General features: G+C 51.8%; 21 protein-coding genes, 1 tRNA gene and 1 pseudogene. 1 reads left to right on the forward strand and 22 read right to left on the reverse strand.

Annotation, left to right across the window (positions count from 1 at the left end; translation table 11 throughout):
• Window positions 1–92: 92 nt before the first annotated feature.
• Both B5G27_RS03065 and B5G27_RS03070 read right to left on the reverse strand, forming a co-directional pair.
• Entirely contained in the window at window positions 93–596 is a 504-nt protein-coding gene (locus B5G27_RS03065; RefSeq protein WP_087177497.1) for a DUF6548 family protein, read from the reverse strand.
• A gap of 75 nt (window positions 597–671) precedes the next feature.
• Window positions 672–757 (reverse strand) — tRNA-Ser (locus tag B5G27_RS03070).
• 276 nt (window positions 758–1,033) lie between these two features.
• Between B5G27_RS03070 and B5G27_RS03075 the strand changes: the two genes are divergently transcribed.
• The gene (locus B5G27_RS03075; RefSeq protein ID WP_087177498.1) at window positions 1,034–2,761 is read left to right on the forward strand and encodes an IS1634 family transposase; all 1,728 of its coding nucleotides are present in this window, start codon (window positions 1,034–1,036) and stop codon (window positions 2,759–2,761) included.
• 230 nt (window positions 2,762–2,991) lie between these two features.
• Here the strand turns inward: B5G27_RS03075 and B5G27_RS03080 are convergent, their stop codons facing one another.
• The 20 genes and pseudogenes from B5G27_RS03080 to B5G27_RS03175 all read right to left on the reverse strand — a co-directional run bounded on the left by B5G27_RS03080 (window position 2,992) and on the right by B5G27_RS03175 (window position 21,378).
• The gene (locus B5G27_RS03080; RefSeq protein ID WP_087177499.1) at window positions 2,992–5,361 is read right to left on the reverse strand and encodes a DNA internalization-related competence protein ComEC/Rec2; all 2,370 of its coding nucleotides are present in this window, start codon (window positions 5,359–5,361) and stop codon (window positions 2,992–2,994) included.
• Between the two features lie 6 nt (window positions 5,362–5,367).
• The gene (locus B5G27_RS03085) at window positions 5,368–6,294 is read right to left on the reverse strand and encodes a GerMN domain-containing protein (RefSeq protein WP_087177500.1); all 927 of its coding nucleotides are present in this window, start codon (window positions 6,292–6,294) and stop codon (window positions 5,368–5,370) included.
• An 11-nt stretch (window positions 6,295–6,305) separates the two neighbouring features.
• Window positions 6,306–7,781: a sensor histidine kinase gene (locus B5G27_RS03090; RefSeq protein WP_087177501.1), complete on the reverse strand. Its 1,476-nt coding sequence runs from the start codon at window positions 7,779–7,781 to the stop codon at window positions 6,306–6,308.
• On the reverse strand, window positions 7,738–8,424 hold the full coding sequence (locus tag B5G27_RS03095; protein WP_087177502.1) for a response regulator transcription factor: 687 nt from the start codon (window positions 8,422–8,424) through the stop codon (window positions 7,738–7,740). The genes B5G27_RS03090 and B5G27_RS03095 overlap by 44 nt, the downstream gene beginning before the upstream one ends.
• A 22-nt stretch (window positions 8,425–8,446) precedes the next feature.
• Window positions 8,447–9,058 (reverse strand): ComEA family DNA-binding protein, encoded by a 612-nt coding sequence (locus tag B5G27_RS03100; protein WP_087177503.1) that lies wholly within the window; start codon window positions 9,056–9,058, stop codon window positions 8,447–8,449.
• Window positions 9,059–9,230: 172 nt separating this feature from the next.
• On the reverse strand, window positions 9,231–9,662 hold the full coding sequence (locus tag B5G27_RS03105) for a DMT family transporter (RefSeq protein ID WP_087177737.1): 432 nt from the start codon (window positions 9,660–9,662) through the stop codon (window positions 9,231–9,233).
• Window positions 9,663–9,783: 121 nt separating this feature from the next.
• Window positions 9,784–10,965, reverse strand: coding sequence for an aspartate aminotransferase family protein (locus B5G27_RS03110; protein ID WP_164488434.1), 1,182 nt, complete (start codon window positions 10,963–10,965; stop codon window positions 9,784–9,786).
• Window positions 10,955–11,854 carry an acetylglutamate kinase gene (gene argB / locus B5G27_RS03115; protein ID WP_087177504.1) on the reverse strand — a complete coding sequence of 300 codons (900 nt, stop codon included), beginning with the start codon at window positions 11,852–11,854 and terminating at the stop codon, window positions 10,955–10,957. Before argB ends, B5G27_RS03110 begins: the two co-directional genes overlap by 11 nt.
• 16 nt (window positions 11,855–11,870) lie before the next feature.
• Window positions 11,871–13,094 (reverse strand): bifunctional glutamate N-acetyltransferase/amino-acid acetyltransferase ArgJ, encoded by a 1,224-nt coding sequence (gene argJ / locus B5G27_RS03120; RefSeq protein WP_087177739.1) that lies wholly within the window; start codon window positions 13,092–13,094, stop codon window positions 11,871–11,873.
• A 123-nt stretch (window positions 13,095–13,217) separates the two neighbouring features.
• Window positions 13,218–13,664 carry a GNAT family N-acetyltransferase gene (locus B5G27_RS03125; RefSeq protein WP_087177505.1) on the reverse strand — a complete coding sequence of 149 codons (447 nt, stop codon included), beginning with the start codon at window positions 13,662–13,664 and terminating at the stop codon, window positions 13,218–13,220.
• An 82-nt stretch (window positions 13,665–13,746) separates the two neighbouring features.
• Window positions 13,747–14,787, reverse strand: a complete 1,041-nt coding sequence (gene argC / locus B5G27_RS03130; RefSeq protein ID WP_087177506.1) for an N-acetyl-gamma-glutamyl-phosphate reductase — start codon at window positions 14,785–14,787, stop codon at window positions 13,747–13,749.
• A gap of 375 nt (window positions 14,788–15,162) precedes the next feature.
• Window positions 15,163–15,426, reverse strand: a complete 264-nt coding sequence (locus B5G27_RS03135; protein ID WP_087177507.1) for a Txe/YoeB family addiction module toxin — start codon at window positions 15,424–15,426, stop codon at window positions 15,163–15,165.
• On the reverse strand, window positions 15,419–15,685 hold the full coding sequence (locus B5G27_RS03140) for a type II toxin-antitoxin system Phd/YefM family antitoxin (RefSeq protein ID WP_087177508.1): 267 nt from the start codon (window positions 15,683–15,685) through the stop codon (window positions 15,419–15,421). The genes B5G27_RS03135 and B5G27_RS03140 overlap by 8 nt, the downstream gene beginning before the upstream one ends.
• A 90-nt stretch (window positions 15,686–15,775) precedes the next feature.
• Window positions 15,776–17,026 carry a glutamate-5-semialdehyde dehydrogenase gene (locus B5G27_RS03145; protein ID WP_087177740.1) on the reverse strand — a complete coding sequence of 417 codons (1,251 nt, stop codon included), beginning with the start codon at window positions 17,024–17,026 and terminating at the stop codon, window positions 15,776–15,778.
• A 158-nt stretch (window positions 17,027–17,184) separates the two neighbouring features.
• The gene (crcB, locus tag B5G27_RS03150; RefSeq protein ID WP_087177509.1) at window positions 17,185–17,550 is read right to left on the reverse strand and encodes a fluoride efflux transporter CrcB; all 366 of its coding nucleotides are present in this window, start codon (window positions 17,548–17,550) and stop codon (window positions 17,185–17,187) included.
• Window positions 17,551–17,554: 4 nt separating this feature from the next.
• Window positions 17,555–18,082 (reverse strand): nitroreductase, encoded by a 528-nt coding sequence (locus B5G27_RS03155; RefSeq protein WP_087177510.1) that lies wholly within the window; start codon window positions 18,080–18,082, stop codon window positions 17,555–17,557.
• Window positions 18,083–18,151: 69 nt separating this feature from the next.
• Window positions 18,152–18,319 (reverse strand): annotated as a pseudogene (locus B5G27_RS03160) (molecular chaperone Hsp90); the annotation flags it as partial.
• A gap of 89 nt (window positions 18,320–18,408) precedes the next feature.
• A complete protein-coding gene (locus B5G27_RS03165) occupies window positions 18,409–18,939 on the reverse strand; it encodes a cysteine hydrolase family protein (RefSeq protein ID WP_087177511.1) in 531 nt (176 codons plus the stop codon).
• A gap of 18 nt (window positions 18,940–18,957) precedes the next feature.
• Entirely contained in the window at window positions 18,958–19,788 is an 831-nt protein-coding gene (locus B5G27_RS03170; protein ID WP_087177512.1) for a DNA-3-methyladenine glycosylase family protein, read from the reverse strand.
• Window positions 19,789–19,962: 174 nt separating this feature from the next.
• Complete coding sequence (locus B5G27_RS03175) at window positions 19,963–21,378, reverse strand: cytochrome c biogenesis protein/redoxin (RefSeq protein ID WP_087177513.1); 1,416 nt, start codon at window positions 21,376–21,378, stop codon at window positions 19,963–19,965.
• Window positions 21,379–21,476 lie beyond the last annotated feature (98 nt).

Below are 21,476 nucleotides of genomic sequence, written 5' to 3' on the forward strand. Positions count from 1 at the left end.
GTAGTTTGATGCAGGACGTTTTCGCGGCAGGCAGGGATATGGGTGGTTGACGTAACTTCGGAATAAGGCTTGCAAGGACTTAACAGCCTTTATCAGAATGTTAGCAAAAAAGCAATCGCAGCTACTACTCCGACCGCAATAAATACAAGAGCAATAACAGCAACTCTAACTAAACAACCATTGGCAAAAGATTTTTGCTTATTCGGGTTATGACTATATTGCATATTTTTTTGATCTTTTAGCGCTTGTACCTCCTCTTCCCGACAGCCTCCATCAGCATTACTTTTTTCCAACAATGCAATCGGATCCTGCCCTGAAAAAATACGTTCATAAAAATTCCGCATATTCTTTAAATCAGATTCGCTACTTATTTGATAGTCATCTGTATCATGTGCGATCCTGTTTCTTATCCAGCGCAGATGTTTTAACAGCTTATAATCCGTATTCCAGGAAAGAATCGAGTCTGCCCCTCTGCAGGATCGACTTTCCATATCCTCGATATATCTGCTGACTCCGTTTTTGCTGGAATACATATCAGAACAAAGCCGATCTAATCTTTTATATTCTTCAAAAAACTCATTGTCCAATGGTCCCACTTTTCTCACCTTCCCAAATCAAAAATATCCCATGCTCCCGCCCGCACTAAAACAAGCAAAAACATGGGATAGAAACGGAGACGGAGGGATTCGAACCCTCGTGCCCCGGAGGGCAAACGCATTTCGAGTGCGCCCCGTTATGACCACTTCGATACGTCTCCTCATTTGCTGCCGTGTATATTCTTTATTTAAACACAGCTTCTATATTATAGCAGAGCTATGCATAAAAAGGAAGACCCAAATCTCAATTTGATCATCTTTCCGGCAACAGTCCAGCCATCAAGCTGTGCGGGTTTCCCGGGAGTTTGACAGTTTAATAATAGAAAAATACCTTGCAGGCCGCATAAAACCTGCTTTTTTTGTGTCAATTTTTTAGTTTTTATATATGTTATTTTATGTTATTGTATGATATAATAAGGGATAAGGAGGGATCAGCTATGAATCTTCACATATCAAAATCAAAAAACGCAGAGTCATTTTATATCTGCAAATCTTTCGTAAAAGCAAATGGCAGTACTTCTTCTATGATTGTCCGCAAGCTGGGAACTTTAGAACAGCTTTTAGTCGAGCACGGCCCGACAAGAGATGATGTTCTTACTTGGGCAAAGAATGAAGTGAAAATAGAAACCGAAAAATATAAAAAGGAAAAAGAAGCCAAAACAGTGTTGATCCCCTTTCACGCAGACAGGCAGTTAGACTATGGCAAGCAGGTCTTTTACCGGGGCGGCTACCTTTTTCTCCAATCGATCTATTATCAGATGCAGATGAATAAGATCTGCCGGAAGTTAAAACAAAAATATAAGTTTAAATATGACATCAACGCAATCCTTTCCGATTTGATCTACGCAAGGATCCTGGAGCCTTGCAGCAAACGTGCTTCTTACAAGACCGCATTAGAGTTTTTAGAAAAACCATCCTACAAACTTCACGATGTATACCGTGCGCTGGATGTCCTCGGGGCTGAATGTGACCTGATCCAGGCGGAGGTCTATAAAAACAGCCATTTCATGGGTCAAAGGAATGATAAGATCCTTTATTACGACTGCACGAATTATTATTTTGAGATTGAACAGGAAGACGGCAGCAAGAAATATGGGAAGGGGAAGGAACACAGACCGAACCCGATCATCCAAATGGGACTTTTCATGGACGGGGATGGGATCCCCCTTGCGTTTTCTCTCTTCCCGGGAAATGCAAACGAGCAGACATCGCTGAAGCCACTGGAGAAGAAAGTGCTTAGTGATTTCGGATGCCAGAAATTCATTTATTGCAGCGATGCCGGGCTGGGTTCGGAATCCATCCGGGAATACAACCATATGGGGGAAAGGGCTTATATCGTAACCCAGTCGATCAAAAAGCTGAAGAAAGAAGAAAAAGAATGGGCGCTGAGCCCGCAGGGGTTTAAACGGGTCTCCGATGACGAGCCTGTCGATATCACGAAACTTCCGGAAGATGACAAAGGGCTTTATTACAAGGATGAACCATATACCACTAAGAAACTGCACCAACGCTTGATCATCACTTATTCTCCAAAGTATGCCCTGTATCAGAAATCCATCCGTGATACACAGGTGGAACGGGCACAAAAAATGCTGGATTCGGGAAAAGCGAAAAGGAACCGTAAGAATCCGAATGACCCGGCGCGTTTTATCGGAAAGAAGGCTGTTACAAAAGATGGGGAGGCTGCGGATATCAAACAGTATCTGGATGAGGATAAGATTGCGGAAGAGGCGCAGTATGATGGGCTCTATGCAGTATGCACGGATCTTTTGGATGATGAGGTCGGTGATATTTTAAAAGTAAGTGAGGGGAGGTGGCAGATCGAGGAATGCTTCCGGATCATGAAAACAGATTTTTCTGCAAGACCGATCTATTTACGGGAAGAGAACCGGATCAAGGCACATTTCCTGATCTGTTTCCTCGCATTAACCGTCTACCGTTATCTTGAGAAAAAACTGGATTCAAAATATACCTGTGAAGAATTGCTGGATACCCTAAAAGGAATGAATTTCGCCGGGATACAGGAGCAGGGATTCATCCCGCTGTATCGGCGGGAAAAGATTACTGATGACCTTCATGAAGCCTGCGGTTTCCGGACAGACTACCAATTCATAACTAAAAGTAAAATGAGAACAATCCAGAAAAAAAGCAAAGGGAAGGAATAAATTACTATAGTTCGAAACAACGGAAAAAATCGCTGCACCCCGGTAAACACAAGGGATACAGCGATTTTTTCTTCCAATAACTGTCAAAGACAGGATTATAGCAGAGCTATGCATAAAAAGGAAGACCCAAATCTCAATTTGATCATCTTTCCGGCAACAGTCCAGCCATCAAGCTGTGCGGGTTTCCGAATGGTTCGTCTGGACTGCTGCTCTTTCCGGCTGCATCATACTTAAGATTTTTTCCGCACATATCCGGACAGCTTCACTTTCTGTCCATCTGTCCGGACAGTGAGAGTACCATTCTCCTGGGTAGAATACACACTGCATCCCGCTTCCCTCAGCCGCTCCAAAGTCTCTTCATGCGGATGCCCGTACCGGTTGTCCACGCCCGCGGAGATCACAGCGACTTTCGGCTGGGCTGCTTTGAGAAATTCCGCTGTAGTGGAATCGCATGATCCGTGATGCGCTGCTTTGAGCACGTCGCATTGCGGGAGTTTTCCTTCTTTATAAAGGGATTCCTCACCCTTTCCTTCCACATCCCCGGTGAGGAGCATGCAAAACTCTCCGTACGTCAGTTCCAGGACCAGCGACGCTTCGTTTCCGGGTTCTAGTTTTGTGCCCTCCACGGGACCCAGACATTTCAATTCGGTCTTTCCGGTTTTTTCCGTGATCTTATCTCCTGCCCTCATGACTGCTGTCCTTGTTCCATTTTTCCTTGCTGTCTCTGCCAGTTCCAGCAGTTTCTCATCAAGATATCCCTCTGAAGGCAGTACGAGATTCCTGATGCGGACTCCCAGGTCCTGGTTTTCGAGAAGCTCCCTGATCCCATTGATATGGTCCTCGTCCCCGTGTGTGGCAAATACATAATCCAGAGTATCCACAGCATTCGCCAGAAGATACGGCTCGATCCGGTATATCCCCGCTGAGGACACATCACTGCTGCCGCCGTCCACGAGATAATCCTCCTGGTCTCCTCTTATATAGATGCAATCCCCCTGTCCCACATCCAGCACTGCTGCCCGGATCCCTTCTTCACTTTTACAGCCCAGACGGCAGGCTGCCGCCATCCCCACAGCGCACACTACGAGCAGGATGCCGGGAATACGAAAGACGCCGCCTTTCCTGCCATCTTCTGATTTCTGGCGGAGATAATAAAAAATCCCGCAGAGGATCCCCAGTACCGCATAATATCCGGCCAGCCAGGCAATATCCGGTTTTCCTGTCACAAACCGGCTTCCCGGGAGCGCTCCCGCAGCACCGCAGAGGCAGTCGTACATCCAGAGCACTGCTTTGCTCGCCTGGAGCACTGCTCCGCCCAGGCTGTCAGACATAAGCGTCAGCACAGACCCGATGATGCCGGATGCCATTGCCACGGGCATGACCGGGATCACGAAGAGATTCAGCAGCACAGAGTAAGGCGGGATCTCAAAATAGAAATACAGCACCGGGCCGAGAAGCAGGACATTCACCGCCAGGCTGGACACAAGACCGGTTAAAAGCCATCGTCCCGCTGCAAATATCTTTCCACAGAGATACCGCCTGATCATATGCCGCCCGCCCTTTCCTTTTGCCCATCCGGTCCTCCCGCCTTTCTTCCGCCCTGCGGCTGCTTCCAGCTTCTCTGATCTGAACATTTCCCCAAACACCGGACTGAGCAGGACCAGTCCCAGGATTGCCCCAAAGGAGAGGAGAAATCCCGCGTCCGTCACATACAGCGGCTGCCGGGCGCAGAGTACCGCCGCTGCCGCCGACAGACTTGTCGCCAGATCATAGTCTCTCCCTGTCATATCCGCCCCGACACGGATAAGAAACATGATAAGCGCCCGCAGACTGGAGACTCCCGCCCCGATCATCATCGTATAAAGGATAAGGACCGCCCCTCCTGCGATGCCGGCAGGAATGAAGCCAAGCCCGGTCTTCCTGAGCAGTCCGTAGATCCCCATACCGATAAAGGACATATGGAGTCCTGATATGGCAAGCAGGTGCCCGATCCCGTTCTTCTGATACATCTTCTTCATCTCTGCATCCAGACCTGCCTTGTCCCCCAGAAGGACAGCGCTCATCGTCCCACCGTAGTAATCTCCCAGATGTTTCACCAGAATATCCTTCCACGCGCAGCGTACCTCAGATAGGAACTGGGCTGTCCGGTCTGTCTCCCGGGAGATCACTTCCAGTTTGTCCGCCCACACAAGGACATGGATCCCCTGCCTTGCGTAGTAAGCGCGCTGGTCGAAATTTCCCGGATTGCGCGCGCTGTCAAACACAGCGGCCTCCCCGGTTATCCGGATCCTGTTCCCGATACGGATATGTTCTTCGCTTTTTTCTGTCTGTTCCGGCCTGACATAGGCCATGACGGTTGGTTCCTGAATATTCTGATCTGAAACAGATACAGCATTGTCCTTTAGACAGACTGCTGTCACTTTTGATTTTTCTTCAATCTTAGATACAGTGCCTTCCAGCGTGATCCCGGCTGAAGGCATACTCTGGTTGAGCGCGTCCTCCAGCGCGGAAGCCTCTGCCCCCGCGCCGAAAAAACACACTCTTATCGCCTGTACCGCCACAAAAAGGGCGCATACCATACAAAGCGGCCGCTTTTTCATTGATCTTTATTCTTCTTCGGCTGCGACCAGTTCTTCTTTTGCCTCAAGAGGCTGGGACAGATCCACTGTCTCCATATACTTTGCATCCGTTTCCCCGTTGATCGTGATCTGCACTTTCTGTGCCTCTGTTCCCCCGACCAGAGAATTCACGATCGAATACACTGTCACTTCCGGCAGCACGTCATAAGCCCCTGTAAGAAACGTACTGTCAAAATTCACGTAACAGATCCCGTCCTTGATCGTTACGCTCAAAAGGTTGGCATCCGGGTTGACCGTCGGATAAACACCGCTCCCGGAGGGTCCCTGCATGAGCTTCTCCACGATCAGTTTCTCCCGGGATACATTGCTGCTGTACCTCACATCGACTTTCTGCGGGACGAGCCTCTTCCCTTCTTTATCCGCGAAATACAGAGTCAGGGTATCCGTCTGATACGCAGTGGGCGATGAGCCGGTATTTTCCACAAAATCGTCCTCATTCATCAGCCCCACAGGGAACCCTGAGCTGTCCTCCAGCATTTCTCCGTCCACAGTGAATGAGACTGCATTGACCCCGTCGATCAGGACCAGGGACTGGACGACCGCCGCCCTCACCAGCTTTTCCTCCAGCGCCCCCATTTCAAGATAAGCGCTGTTGAAATCCACATCCAGGATACTCCCTCTCAATTCGCACTCCCGGACTTCCACCTCTGCGGGGATGGGGGCAGTATACTCGATCTCTTCCGAGGGCTTTTTCAGTTCCTCCAGGACTGCCTCTGCGACCTCTTCCGCCTCCCCTTCCGGGAAATCAAAAGAAACCTTTGCAAGCCCCGTCCTGTCTTCATTCAGACAGTAGATATACGGATCTTCTTTTCCCACATCCGTGCGTTTCCCACAGGACACAGCCAGCGCAGACATACAGAGACAGACGGCCAAAAGCTTTATTTTCCTCTTCATCCTCACACCCCCTATGCTGCCACGTAGATCAGAGGGATCCGGACTGTGAATGTAGTCCCCTCTCCCTCATTGCTGTATACTTTGATGGAGCCGCGGTGCACGAGGACCGCATTCCTTGCGATGGCAAGCCCAAGCCCTGTCCCGCCGATCTCCCGGGAATGGGACTTGTCCACCCGGTAGAACCTCTCAAATATATTCGCCTGGTCCTGCTCCGGGATCCCGATCCCCGAGTCCTCCACCTTCACATAAAAATACTTGTGGTCCGCATTCAGGGAGACATGGACCCATCCGTTCTCATGGTTATATTTAATGGCATTTTCCACAAGGTTTGATACGGCAAGGGTAAATTTTGTCTCATCGATCTCCGCGTTCACAGGCCGGAAGGTTTCCATGACCATCTCTACATTTTTCTTCTCCGCGATCGGCTTTAACCGTTTCAGGATCTGTTCCAGCAGATCATTGATATTCATGGTCCGGATGTTCATCGTCTGGCCTGACCGGTCCATCTTCACAAGAGAGAGCAGGTCTGTGATGATCTGGTTCTCCCGGTCGATCTCCTTCGCGATATCCTGCATGAACTCCTGGTACATCTCCACTGGCACATTGTCCTGCTCCAGGAGAGAATCCGCCAGGACCTTCATGGAAGTCATGGGCGTCTTCAGCTCATGGGACACATTGGATACGAACTCTTCCCTGGACTCGTCCAGGATCTTCAGCCTGCCGAGCATTTTATTAAACGCTTCGCTCAGCTGCCTTGTCTCTGTAAATGTATCCACATGGAGCACATCGTCGCTGTACCCTTCTGTCACGTTTTCGATGGCCCCTGTGATCTTGTGGATAGGCCGCACCATCCGGTCTGCCAGGAACACGCTGAGCATGGCAAGGAGGATCATGGCGATCCCCACGATCACTCCGCCGTGGGTATACAGCACCTGCTTTGTCGTCTCGATATTATCTGTGGACACACTGGCAAGCATCACACCGAGCACTTTCTCTCCTCCGCTCTCCACAATGGGGGAAGTCACCTCGATATAATGGTTGGTCCTGTCATAAAAATTTGTCCTCTCGCCTTTCATACAGCGGACGACATTTTCCGACACATCCGTCTTGCCCTCATCCAGGCTGTATGTATCCTTGACCACCCTGAGGTCTTTATCGATGACCATGACCCGACCGTTATAAATATTAGTCAGCTGGGTGAGGCTGCTATTGATGACCTCAGAGGACGTATCTGACAGATACCCGTAATTATTCAGCTGGTTGCACAGTATGGTGCACTGGTTCTGGATTTCCGCGGTGCGAAGCTCCACCGCGCGCGACTCATAGAATTTCACGATCCCGAAAAGAGCCGCCAGGCATGGCAGGAGCCCTGCCAGCATGGCGGACAGGATAAAACGGAACCGCATATTTTTAAAGATCTTGTCTCTGAATGTAAACTGACGTTTAACCCTGGAAATAATAACCCACTCCCCACTTTGTATGTACATATTTCGGTTCGCTCGGGTTCATCTCGATCTTCTCCCGCAGGCGCCGGATATGCACATCGACTGTCCTTGCATCTCCCGGATAATCATATCCCCACACAAGGTTCAAAAGGTTTTCCCTGCTGTACACTTTGTTCGGGTTCATGGCAAGCAGCTCCAGCACGTCAAATTCTTTTGCCGTGAGGTTGATCTCCCTCTCCCCGATGAACACGCGGCGGCTCTCGCAGTCGATCTTCATGTTGCCCTTGATGAGCACCGGGCTTCCCGCAGGCTCCTTCTTCTTCGAAGTGCGCCGCATGATCGCCTTGATCCTCGCCTTCACCTCGAGGATATTGAACGGCTTGGTGATATAGTCGTCCGCGCCGTACTCCAGCCCCAGGATCTTGTCCATATCTTCACTTTTCGCTGTCAGCATCACGACCGGCATATCGGAAAACTCCCTGATCTGCTGGCATACCTGGAACCCGTCCAGTTTCGGCAGCATGACATCTAAAAGCACCAGGTCATACTCGCAGTTCCTTGCGCACTCCAGCGCTTCCTCGCCGTCATAGGCACAGTCCACTTCCATGCCTTCCTGCTCCAGGCTGAACCGGATCCCTTTTACGATCAGTTTTTCATCGTCTACCACCAATATCTTCTTACTCATACTCCACTACCTGACTCCTGTCTCATATCGTTATGTCTTCTTTTATTTTATTAAATACTCCCTCTTTGATTCCCTCGATCAGCATCAGGTCCTCAATGCTCCCGAACTTACCGTGCTCCTCACGGTAGTCCAGGATGCTCTGAGCCTTTGCCTCACCGATCCCTGTCAGGGTCATGAGTTCCTCTTTTCCGGCTGTATTAATATTTACTTTCCCGCTTACGTCCGCATTTCCGGTTACGATATCTTCAACCCCGGAGCCCTGCATCTGAACCTCCCGGACTGTGGGGACATAGATCTGTTCCCCGTCCGCCACGGTCCTCGCCTGGCTGACTGCCTCAGGCGCCGCCTCCGCCGTCATGCCGCCGGCGAGAGTGATCGCTTCAAATACACGGGCGTCCTTTTTTAATTCATATACCCCGGGAGCATTCACTGCCCCGCACACATAGACATAGACCGTCTCCGCAGGCTCCTGTTCTTCCTGCGGGACAGCTCCCTCTTCTTCCGTCTCGCTCTCAGCAGAGACTGACAGCTCTTCCAGGCTCTCTCCATCCTTATCGGAACATCCCGCAGACACGAGAGCCGCTGCCAGGATCGGGAGCCATACTGCCTTCATTTTTTTCATTCTGTCATGCATATTTTTCTCCACAGTTCCCAGACCGGGAGAGATACCCCTTTTATGCCGGACAGTAACATTGTAACGAATTTTTATCAAAATTACAATAGACAATTAATTCTTTGTTACGGTATTAACAGGTTGTTACAGATTTATTACATATATCTGTATCTGCGATACCCCCCTGCATATCCTACTCCCACTGGAATACCGCGATCCCGATCACTGCCACAAGGAGCCCGCCCAGTTTCCGCCAGGAGAACGGCTCTCTGTCCATGCCGAACATCCCGAAGAGCTGGATGAGATACGATACCGCGAGCTGGGCGATGACAATGAGGAGCGCGGACTTCGCAGGTCCCAGCGCCGCAACGCTCTTGATCACAGTCCATGTGATCACAGCTCCGATCGCCCCGCCCAGCAGCATATACTTTGGCTCTACCTTTGCGATGGCAGAGACGCTGTCCCGCCCGGTAAACAGCCATGCCGCCAGACAGACCGCGAACGCCGTGATCTGCACCCAGCCGTTGCTGACCCACACTCCGGTTGTCTTCGTAACCTGTGTGTTAAATACTCCCTGTATGCTCATAAGCGCCCCGGAGATCAGGGCAATAAAAAAACCAGCCATGTTCCATACCTCCATGCAGTTTATGCCTGCTTTTCCCTTAGTATGTCCCCTGGCCGGTTTCTTATTCCTGTCTTGTTCCACAGTGTGTCTGCATTGCTGTGCCGCTGTGTGTCTCTCCTGGTTAAGACAACGCCCGCTTCATCTTCCCGATCATCTCATCGATGTGCTTCTCCTCCACGATCAGCGGCGGCACAAAACGGAATACATTCCCTTCCGCCTGGATGATCAGAAGCCCTTCTTCGATGGCTTTCCGGTTGACTTCCGCAAGCGGCTTCGTGACCACGATGCCCTGCATCAGTCCCTTGCCTTTGCGCTCTGTGACGCAGTCCATCTCTTCCACAAGCTCGTCCAGGCGCTTCGTGAGATACGGTGCCACTTGATTGACGTGCCCCACGATATCGTCCCGCTCAAAAATCTTGATCACCGTCTTTACCGCGGTGCATGCCAGCGGGTTCCCGCCGTAGGTTGCCCCGTGGTCCCCGGGTTTCAGGGAATATTCCGCCACCCGCTCTGTCATGGCGAATGCGCCCACAGGGATGCCGTTCCCGATCGCCTTTGCCATGGTCAGGATGTCCGGCTTCACGCCGAATCCCTGCCATGCGAACATGGTCCCCGTACGCCCCATGCCGCACTGGACTTCATCGCAGATCATGAGGATGTCATTCTCATCGCAGATCCTGCGGATTCCTTCCATAAATTCCTGTGTGGCAAGGTTGATCCCGCCCTCGCCCTGGAGGGGTTCCAGGATGATCGCGCAGGTCTTGTCGCTGACAAGCGCCTCCACACTGTCCAGGTCGTTAAATTTCGCGAACTTCACCCCAGGCACCAGCGGCTCGAAAGGCTCCCTGTACGGCCCGTGCCCTGTGACGGACACTGCGCCGAAGCTCCTGCCGTGGAAGGAATGCTCCATGGCGATAAACTCATACCTGCCTGTGCCTTTTGTGTACGCGTAGCGTCTCGCCGCCTTGAGGGCGCCCTCGTTCGCCTCGCTCCCGCTGTTGGTAAAGAATACCCGGTCCATGCCGGAAATCCGGTTCAGCTCACGCGCAGCCTCGCCGCAGCTCTCGTGATAGTAAAGGTTTGATATATGGTACAGTTTGTCGATCTGCGCCTTTAACGCCTCATTCAGTTCTTTGTTATCGTATCCCAGCCCTGTCACGGCAAACCCTGCCGCAAAGTCCAGATACTCTTTTCCCTCTGTGTCATACACGTACATCCCCTCGCCGTGGTCAAGCGCGATGGGGAAACGGTTGTATACGTGGATCAGATTTTCTTCCGCTGCTTTGATCTTTTCATTCACCATGATAATACCTGCTTTCCTGACTGTTCAATATGGCTGTCCCGATCCCCTTGTTCGTAAAGATCTCAAGGAGGAGACAGTGGGGGATACGCCCGTCCAGGATATGGACCCTGGACACGCCATTCTCGATGGCGTCGATACAGTTCTGGAGCTTGGGCAGCATGCCGCCGCCGATATAGCCGTCAGCCATCAGCTTCTTCGCCTCAGCCACCTCGAGCTCGGAGATCAGGGTGGACGGGTCGTCCGGATCCTTGTACACACCCTCGATATCCGTCAGGAACGCCAGCTTCTCCGCTTTCATGGCGCGGGCGATGGCGCATGCCGCATCGTCCGCATTGATATTATATGTATTGTACTCGTCGTCCAGTCCTACCGGGCAGACGATCGGGAGGAAATCTTTCTCCAGGAGATCATAGAGGATCTGGGCGTTCACTTCTTTGATCTCGCCCACATATCCGATATCCTGGCCGTCAGAATATTTTTTCTCCACCTTCAGGAGCGCCCCGTCTTTTCCGCTGATGCCGATGGCGCGCACGCCCAGGCTCTCCACAAGCTGCACCAGGCTTTTATTCACCCTGCCAAGCACCATCTCAGCCACTTCCATGGTCTCCTCATCTGTCACGCGAAGCCCGTTGATGAATTTCGGCTCCATGCCGACCTTTCCGACCCACTTGCTGATCTCCTTGCCGCCGCCGTGCACGATGATGGGCTTGAAACCGCAGAGCTTCAGGAGAGTCACATCCTGGATCACCCGCTCCTTTAAGCTCTCATCTACCATGGCGCTGCCGCCGTATTTCACTACAATGATCTTTCTGTTAAAGCGCTGGATATAGGGCAGGGCCTCGATGAGCACCTGTGCCTTGTCCAGGTATTTCTGCATATTTTCGTTCATAATACCCTCCTGCCTATCAGCTTCTGTAATCTGCGTTGATCTCAATATATCCGTGTGTCAGGTCGCAGCCCCATGCCGCTGCTTCCTCATTTCCTTCTTTGATGTCCGCGACCGCGGTCACCTCCGGCCGGGAGAGGATCTCCGTCGCCTTCTCCTCGCTGTAATCCGTGGCTGTGCCATTCTCGATGATCTTCAGTTTCCCGGCAGCACTCTCAAAGTACAGGTCTACCTTCTCCGGGTCAAACTCCGCCCCCGAGTATCCCATCGCGCAGAGGATGCGTCCCCAGTTGGCGTCATGGCCCGCGATGGCCGTTTTCGTCAGGTTGGAGCAGACGATGGATTTTGCCAGCGTCTTTGCCTGTTCCTTTGTCTTTGCCCCGATGATCTTTGCCTCGAAAAGGGCGGTCGCCCCCTCGCCGTCCCCTGCCATCATCTTTGCCAGTGTTTCGTTGACACAGTGGAGCGCCTCTTTGAAGGTCTCGTACTCCGGGGTGCCGACGCGGATCTTCTCATTGCCCGCCATCCCGTTTGCCAGCAGGAGCACCGTGTCATTGGTGGAAGTATCCCCGTCCACGGAGATCATGTTATAAGTGTCTTCCACATCTTCGCTCAGCGCCTTCTGGAGCGCCTTTTTTGAGATCTTTGCGTCCGTTGTGATAAAGGAGAGCATAGTGCACATATTCGGATGGATCATCCCTGACCCCTTTGCCATGCCGCCGATGGTCACAGTCTTCTCTCCGATCTCAAATGTCACGGCTGCTTCTTTTTTCCTCGTATCCGTGGTCATGATCGCCTGCGCCGCCGCTGTGCCGCTCGCCAGATCCGGCTTTTTCGCCGCCGCGAGCACTGCGATGCCCGCCCGCACTCTGTCCATGGGAAGCTGCATGCCGATGACCCCGGTGGATCCCACAAGCACACTGTCCCTCTCGATCCCCAGTATCTCAGCCGCCTCATCCGCGGTCTCCCGGCAGTATCTCATGCCCTCTTCGCCGGTGCACGCATTGGCGATCCCGGAATTGACCACCACTGCCTGGGGCTTCTTTTTGCTCTCCACCACAGCCCGGTCCCATTTCACGGGCGCCGCTTTCACCACATTCGTGGTAAATGTCCCTGCCGCCTTGCATGGCTTTTCGCTGTAGATCAGCGCCATGTCCGTCCTGCCCTGGTACTTGATGCCCGCAGCCGCGGCTGCCGCCTGAAATCCCTTTGCGGCGGTGACTCCGCCATCGATCATTTTTATGCTCATATGCCCATCTCCTTTATCTGCCTGCCAGATATCTGCTGTTCATCTATTTCTGCTGTACATCTATTTCTGCTGTTCATCTATTTCTGTTGTTCATTTATTTCTGCTCTTCATTTATCACTACTGTTCATTAAATGCAGTGATATTCTCTTCATTCAGAGTGAAATCGTAATAATTCAGGTCCAGGCGCTCTGTCCAGCCAATGGTATTCCAGAATGCATTTCCGATATCATTTTTCGTAAACGCGATCAGGGACACCTTGTTGATCTTCTCCTCTTTGAGCGCCTTCATGGCAAATACGACCATCGCCCTGCCGATGCCGTGCCTTCGGTACGCCTCATCCACGCACACATGGTACAGGCATCCTCTCCTGCCGTCGTGCCCGCAGAGGATGCTCCCCACGATCTTCCCGTCCTTTTCTGCGACCACGCTGGTGGTAGGGTTGCGCTTCAGGAAACGGTCCACCCCGTCCCGGGAATCATCGATGCTGCGGATGCCGAACCCGCGGATCTTCTTCCAGAGGGCGTACACCCCGTCATAATCGTCTATTGTCATCACTCGTATCATAGTATCCATTCCTTTTCTGACTTTATCGCTGCAATGCTGCCCTGCTCTCTACAGCCGGTCCTGCCGCCTGCTGCCCGGCGCTTTACGGGAACATGGGCACGAGCTCCAGCCCCTCGCTCTCCTTTAAGCCGAACATCAGGTTCATGTTCTGCACTGCCTGTCCCGCCGCGCCTTTGACCAGGTTGTCAATGGCGCCCATCATGATGATGCGGTTCGTCCGCGGGTCGATCTTAAATCCGATGTCCACGTAATTGCTGCCCTCTACCCATTTTGTCTCCGGGCAGACGTCCCTGTCCAGCACGCGGATGAATTTTTCGTTTCCGTAATATTTATCATACACTGCCTTTACATCTTCCCAGCTCACATCCCTGGTCAGCTTTGCATACTCTGTAGCCAGGATGCCCCGGTTCATGGGAACAAGATGTGGCGTAAAGCTCAAGACCATCGGTTTCCCCGCAGCATAGCCGAGCTGCTCCTCGATCTCCGGAGTGTGCCTGTGGGACGCCACACCGTATGCCTTCATATTCTCATTGACCTCACAGAACAGGTTCTGGACCTTTGCCCCTCTTCCCGCGCCGGATGTGCCGGATTTTGCATCAATAATGAGGGTATCCATATCGATGATCCCCTCCTTTGCAAGAGGATATGCAGTGAGGATGGAACAGGTCGTATAGCATCCCGGATTTGCCACCAGCCTTGCGCCTTTTACGCTCTCCCGGTTCACCTCGCACAGGCCGTACACTGCTTCTTCTATAAACTGAGGCGCCTTATGCTCGATCTTGTACCACTCCTCATAGACCTTTACATCTTTCAGGCGGAAATCCGCGCTTAAGTCTATGATCTTTGTCTTTGAGAGGATGTCTTCATTTACAAGGGAGGCGCACAGCCCCTGAGGCGTCGCGGTAAAGATCACGTCCACCTGGGAAGCGAGTTCCTCCATATTGTCGTCCATGCAGACCGCGTCCACGATCTGAAACATATTCCTGTATACATCTGCGTATTTCTGATCGATATAGCTCCGGGAGCCGTACCATTTGATCTCTGCATCTTTATGTCCTGATAATATCCTTACGAGCTCGCCGCCTGCATAGCCGGTAGCCCCGATGATCCCAACTCTGATCATAGTCTTTTTTCCTTTCTGGTATTACTGTCCTGCATGTAGCATGCGTATCACAGTTTCCTATGATATACCTCATTTAATAGGAAGTAAAGCATTTCATGAAAATATTTAGTAAGAGTGCTTGCATAATAATACAACTTTTATGCATATTATGCAAGCGTATTTTTCTATTTATTTCACATTTCTGATAACAGTCCAGCCGTCGAGTTATGCGTTTTCCGAATGATGCGCCTGAGCCTATTCTCCGCCCTGGGAGGTTACCACATATACCGCAGATGGCTGGCTGGCGGACGATGATAGAGGCTTCTGGCAATTTTTATAAAAAGTTCGGCGGAGCAGCAGAAAAAATTCTGTTGCTCCGCCTGAACTTTTTTATAATTATTTATCAGAATAATGGAATCTGCATGATAATATATAGACATTATATTCATCTATTTTATAGACCAGTCTGTCTTTATCATTGATCCTCCTGCTCCAGTACCCTGACAGATCTCCGGTCAACGGCTCCGGCTTTCCAATTCCTGAGTTTCCATTTCGGCAGATATCTTCAATCAGAGAATTAATTTTCTTCAAAGTCCTTCTGTCCTCGGTCTGCCAGTAAATATAATCTTTCCAGCCATTAACCGTAAATATTTTATTCATCCGTTTCGACCTCGATCAATTTCCTGACTTCCGCCTGCCCGTTCTCCAGCTGTCTCTTTGACTCCATCAGCCACCTGTAATTTGCTTCATTTCCAAGCAAATGCATATTTTCAAGCATATTATTATAAGTTTCTTCAGAAATCATTACAATATTCCTGTTTTTCTTTCGCGTTATGATAAGAGTCTCATAGTCATCAGAAACCTTATCCATACACTCTTTCATATTCCCGCGAAGTTCTGTATAATTTACTGCCAACAAAGATATCACCTCTTTCACGTACAGTATTCTGTACTTATATTATAGTATATACAATGTTCGTAGTCAATATACTGTAAACAGGGAAATCTTCTATTTCCGTATCTGACCGTTTCCAAAAATCACATATTTCGTCGTTGTCAGTGCCTCCAGCCCCATGGGCCCTCTCGCGTGGAGCTTCTGGGTGCTGATCCCGATCTCCGCGCCGAATCCGAACTCAAACCCGTCCGTAAACCTGGTAGATGCGTTCACATACACTGCCGCTGCATCGATCTCATCCTGGAACTTCAGGGCATTGTTATAATCATTCGTGATAATGGACTCTGAATGTCCGGTATTATATTTGTTGATATGGGCGATCGCCTCGTCAATGGAGTCCACGATCTTCACTGAAATAATGGCGTCCAGATATTCTGTCCCCCAGTCTTCTTCCGAAGCGGGGATGATCTCTTCACTGATCGCCCTTGCCCTCTCGTCGCCCCTGATTTCCACATCATGAGCCTTCAGCCTCTCCACAATCTGTGGAAGGGCTTCCGGCGCGATCTCACTGTGGACAACCAGAGACTCGCAGGCATTGCATACTCCCAGTCTCTGGGTCTTTGCATTTTCCACGATGTCTGCCGCCATGCGGATATCTGCCGATGCGTCCACATAGACATGACAGTTGCCTGTACCCGTCTCGATCACCGGAACTGTGCTGTTCTCCACCACATTCGCGATCAATCCTGCGCCGCCTCTGGGGATGAGCACATCAATGCCGCCGTGCATCTTCATCATCTCACCGGCAACCTCGCGGCTCGTATCCTCCACGAGCAGGACTACATCCTGGCAGAGTTTTTCCTTGCGCAGTCCGGATTTGATGGCGCGCACGATGGCCTGATTGGAATGGATCGCATCGCTGCCTCCGCGGAGGATCGCAGCATTCCCGGTCTTAAAGCAGAGTCCGAAGGCATCCGCCGTCACATTGGGGCGGGACTCATAAATGATCCCGACCACACCCAGGGGGACTCTCTTTTTCCCGATCCTCAGTCCGTTGGGTCTCGTCTTCATATACAGCACTTCGCCCACCGGGTCGTCCAGGGCTGCGATCTGCCTGAGTCCTTCCGCCATATCAGCGATCCGTTTCTCAGAGAGGGCGAGCCGGTCGATCAGAGACTGCTTGATTCCTTTCTCCTTCGCCGCTTCCAGGTCTTTTGCATTTTCTTCCAGTATCATATCCTGCTGCGCGGTCAGTTCATCCGCAACTGCAAGCAGCCCTCTGTTCTTATCTGCCGTTCCCATCTTAGCCGCCTCGACGGCAGCTTTCTTCGCGCAATCTGTGAGCATCTGCATATATGATTCCATTTTCCGGTCTCCTTTCTCCTGGCCTGCACAGTCTCTTCTCCTGTTGTATCTGTCTGACGCACAGGCACTCATCCTGCCCCCTATTGTACCATTGTTCGGTAATTGCCGCCACAAATTTCGGTACAGAAAATTCTTAAGAAATTATTAGCAGTAACAGTTCATCCGATTTTCTCCGCCATGTACATCCCGCCCATAACACCGGCAAGGCAGAAGATGACGCTCGCACACATATATGTAAACGCCATCCCATAGTGTCCTTTCCCGAGCAGGGTGTACGCTTCCAGCGAAAATGTGGAAAATGTCGTAAATCCTCCACACACTCCGGTCTTAAGGAAAAGGACCAGGTCCGCAGGCAGATCCTTTCTCGCAGCCATGCCTGCGATACATCCGATCAGTAACGCTCCCAGCACATTTGTCACAAAGGTAAGGACCGGGAAATCCCCTTTATAAGGAAGCAGGCTGAGCCCATACCGGAGCACTGCTCCCAGGGCCCCGCCCAGGCCCACACAGATGATCCCTGACATCTCCTTACCTCACGTATACGATGTAATCGTCTTTCCTCGGCTTTGCCTCAGGAACTGCGCCATCCGCAGGGTAACCGAGGATGCAGTGTCCGACGCCGATATAATCGCCTTCGACGCCCCATTTCTTAAGAAGCGCCTTCCCCTCTTCAGAGCCAAATACCTCTCTCGCCCTGTGGATCCAGCAGGAGCCCACTCCCACTGCGTAAGCGGCATTCATCAGATTTCCCATGACGAGAGCGCCGTCCTCCACACAGGTGGGGCGTTCCTTTGAAGCCAGCACCACCAGGACAGTAGGCGCTCCGTAAAACGGATCCGACTCCTCATCGTCCATCACTCTGGCATTGAGTTTCGAGAGATAATCTCTTGTCTCCTTATCCTGCACTACAATGATCTTCGGAGACTGCATCCCCATCCCGGTAGGCGCGTAAGTTCCTGCCTCGAGGATCTTCTGAAGCTCTTCCTCTTTGATCTGCTCCGGTTTATACGCGCGGATGCTCCTTCTCTCTTTCAGATCTTTTAATGTTGATTCCATGATCTCATCTCCTGTATCAATCTTAAATGTATCGATTTCAAGTATTTCTGTCCCATTCCGCCGTATGTTTTATGCCAGGATCTCTTCTTTCTTCTCCAGGATCTTCTCTACAGCAGCACACGCCGGGCAGTCGCAGTATGCAGCTCCTTCCGCTTTGATCTTCTTTGCATGGGCTGCCACTCCGGAAGCGGCCTCCGCCCCGCCGAATACTTTAGCCCCTGCTTCTGACTCTGCGAAACACTTTCTTATCCATAGCAAACCCTCCTTTAAATCTGTCACTGTCTGTATTTTATCACTCTGTCCTGTCTTTTACAATCCGCCAGACATCAGAAGACTTCTATCTGGCACACCTTCATCGCTTCCAGCGCCTGGCTGTGGCTCTGCGGCGTCACCCCAGCGCAGCACGATGCCGCCACCCGTATGGGGACTTCCGGACAGCATGCTTTCAGGAGAAGGGCATTGGAGATCACACAGATATCCGTGCACAGCCCGGCCAGAGTGATCTCTTCCACAGATCCTTCCGCCCCTTCCAGATTTTTTACAGATTCCCCGAGCTCCACGCTTCCGAACGACGGTTTGTCTATCAGCAGACATCCCTGTTTTTCATCCAGGGCTTCCATCACTTCCCGGCGGATCTCCCAGCCTTCTGTCCCTTTTATGCAGTGCGGCACCGGCAGATGCCTGCCCTCCTCACTGTCCAGATAATCCTCCCCGTGCGTATCCCTTGTGGCGATCACCTTCCCGTCAAACCCCCGGATCATCTCCACAACGCCCGGCACGATAGCCTCCGCCTCTTTTGTCCCGAGAGCTCCGTCGATAAAATCATTCTGCATATCCACTACTACAAGTACCTTCATCTGCTCTTCTCCTTTCACTCAGCCTTTGCCATTATTGTTCAGGTCATAATAAAATATGTACTGCTGCATCACCCCTGCGCATCCCCTGTATTTCTCAAACGGGAACTTCCCGCCGTACCTCGCGTCAAGCACTTTCTGTATATGTGTGTCCACAGGAAACGCATCCATATGGTGCAGGGCAAACAGGCAGATGCAGTCCGCCACCTTGCCGCCGATCCCGGGAAGCCTCATCAGTTCCGCTCTCGCCGTCAGATAATCCATCTTTTTCACCTGTTCCAGATCTACTTCCCCCGACGCGATCATGCGCGCTGTGCCGCAGATATACCTGCTGCGGTATCCCAGCTTCAGCGCCCGGAGTTCTTCTTCCGCAGCCGATGACAGCTCATCAGGAGTGGGAAATGCATTGTACATCCTGCCGTCTTCTGTCTCTATCTTCTTCCCGTATTTCCCGCTGACTGCCTGGATCAGCCCTTTGATCCTGGGGATATTGTTCTGCTGGGACAGGATAAAAGTGATGATCATCTCCCACACATCCTGCTTTAAAATGCGGATCCCGCTGCCGAACTGTGCTGCTGCCCGCAGATACTCGTCTTCCGGATCGATCCCTGCCAGATACTTCTCATAACTGGTATCCATATCAAAATATTCCTTCCAGAAAGACTCATACTCTTCCCGGGAGCAGTACAGGACCGTCTTCCCCGATGCCTCTGCGCCGTCCGCACTGATCTTAAGGAACCTCTCTCCTGCGATCAGCTCATAACTCCCGTCTCCTGCCGGATCGAGGCGGAAACACTGCCCGGACCTGCATATCTGTGAAACCGAAAAACATTGATTCTCTATTGTGACCATATGACCTCCGCCTTTTTATCTGTACTTTGAAAGCATACCATGACAGCCGTCCCCCGGCAAGCCCCGCCCGCTTTCAAACGCCGTTTTCAGGCATTGTAATGTTTCAGGAAGAAGCGAAAAAGCAGGACGCCCAGGGTGCTATCCTCTCCCTGGGCGTCTGCTTTGGACTGGGCTTTAAGCGCCGCCCTCCAAAGTCTGGTCAATAATGCTCCTCATAATATCCTCCGTAAGCTGGCCGCTCACATATCCGTATACATTTCCCTCTCTGTCGATCATGAACGTCGTCGGAAATGCTGAGATCCCATAATAGCTGAACATCTCTCCTGTCTCATCCATGAGCACCGGGTACGTATAGCCGTTTTCTTCCATAAATGCAGTGATCTCTTCTCTTGATCCTTCTCCGCCCATGCCGGGTCCTGCCACGCCGATGACAGCCACTTCGGCATTCTCCCCCTGGGCTGCATATTCCTCATACAGCTTCTGGATCTCGGGCATCTCATTCCTGCACGGTCCGCACCACGTCGCCCAGAAATTCAGGAATATGACCTTCCCTTTGTAGTCATCCAGCCTGTGCACATTCCCGAACTGGTCTTCCATCTCAAACTCATACGCCCGGACTGTCTGATCCGCATCCGTCCCATCATCGCTGTCCGCGGTGTCCCCGCCGTCCTGAGCGTTGCTTCCGCCCTCTGGACTGCCGTCATCCTCTGCGCCGTCATCCTCTGAGCCGCTGTCCCGGGCATCTCCGCTGCCTTCACCGTCTGCGGGATCTTCTTTTCCGCTGTCACTGTCATCGGCATCTGTCCCGGTACTGCTCTGTGACACAGAAGACAGATATCCTGTAATGTCATTCATTTTCCCCGTAAACATCAGAAGCCCCATCAGGATCATGAGCACGCCGCCCACTTTTACCGTATACCTGACGATCTTCATATGTTTCTTAAACCATGCCAGAAGGCCTGCCGTGAATATCCCTGCCGCCAGGAAGGGCAGGATAAAGCCGAGCGTATATACTCCGATCAGCAGGAATCCCTTTGCCCCGGTCTCCGCGCTCCCGGCCATCAGGAGCACGCTGGTCAGTACCGGACCTACACAGGGAGTCCAGGCGAAGCTGAAAGCGAAACCCATGATCAGTGCCGTTACCGGGGACATTGTCATCTTCTCCAGCCTGAGCGGGAGCCGGTGTTCCGAGCCGAGGACTTTTGAGCTCCCGAAGACACCCAGCTGGTACAGCCCGAACAGGATGACGAGCACTCCTCCGATGCGGGCGAAGAGCATCCGGTTGTCATTGAAGAAGCTGCCCGCCGCCGACGCGCCCATCCCCAGCACGAAGAACGCTCCGCTGATCCCGAGCGTAAAAAACAGCACGCGGATAAACAGCTTCAGGCGTTCTCTCTTCCCCGGCCCGGCAGGACCTGCCCCAGGGTCTCCGGCCTGGACGGCGCCGCCGCCCGTCCCCACGTTCAGCCCGCCTGCCAGGTACCCGAGGTACAGCGGCACCAGCGGCAGCACACAGGGCGAAAAGAAGCTTAAAAGCCCCTGTATGAAAACAGTAACTGCTGATATTCCCGTCTCGATCGTAAATCCCATATGCGAATTCTCCTTTTCCTCACGCACTGCTTATTCCGGCATGTCATTCTCCATTATAGTCTCATGCCTGTGAGGAGAGGATATCATATTTCATATGG

Origin of the sequence: Lachnoclostridium sp. An76 (genome assembly GCF_002161355.1) — a bacterium.
Classification (GTDB): Bacteria; Bacillota; Clostridia; order Lachnospirales; family Lachnospiraceae; genus Mediterraneibacter; species Mediterraneibacter caccavium.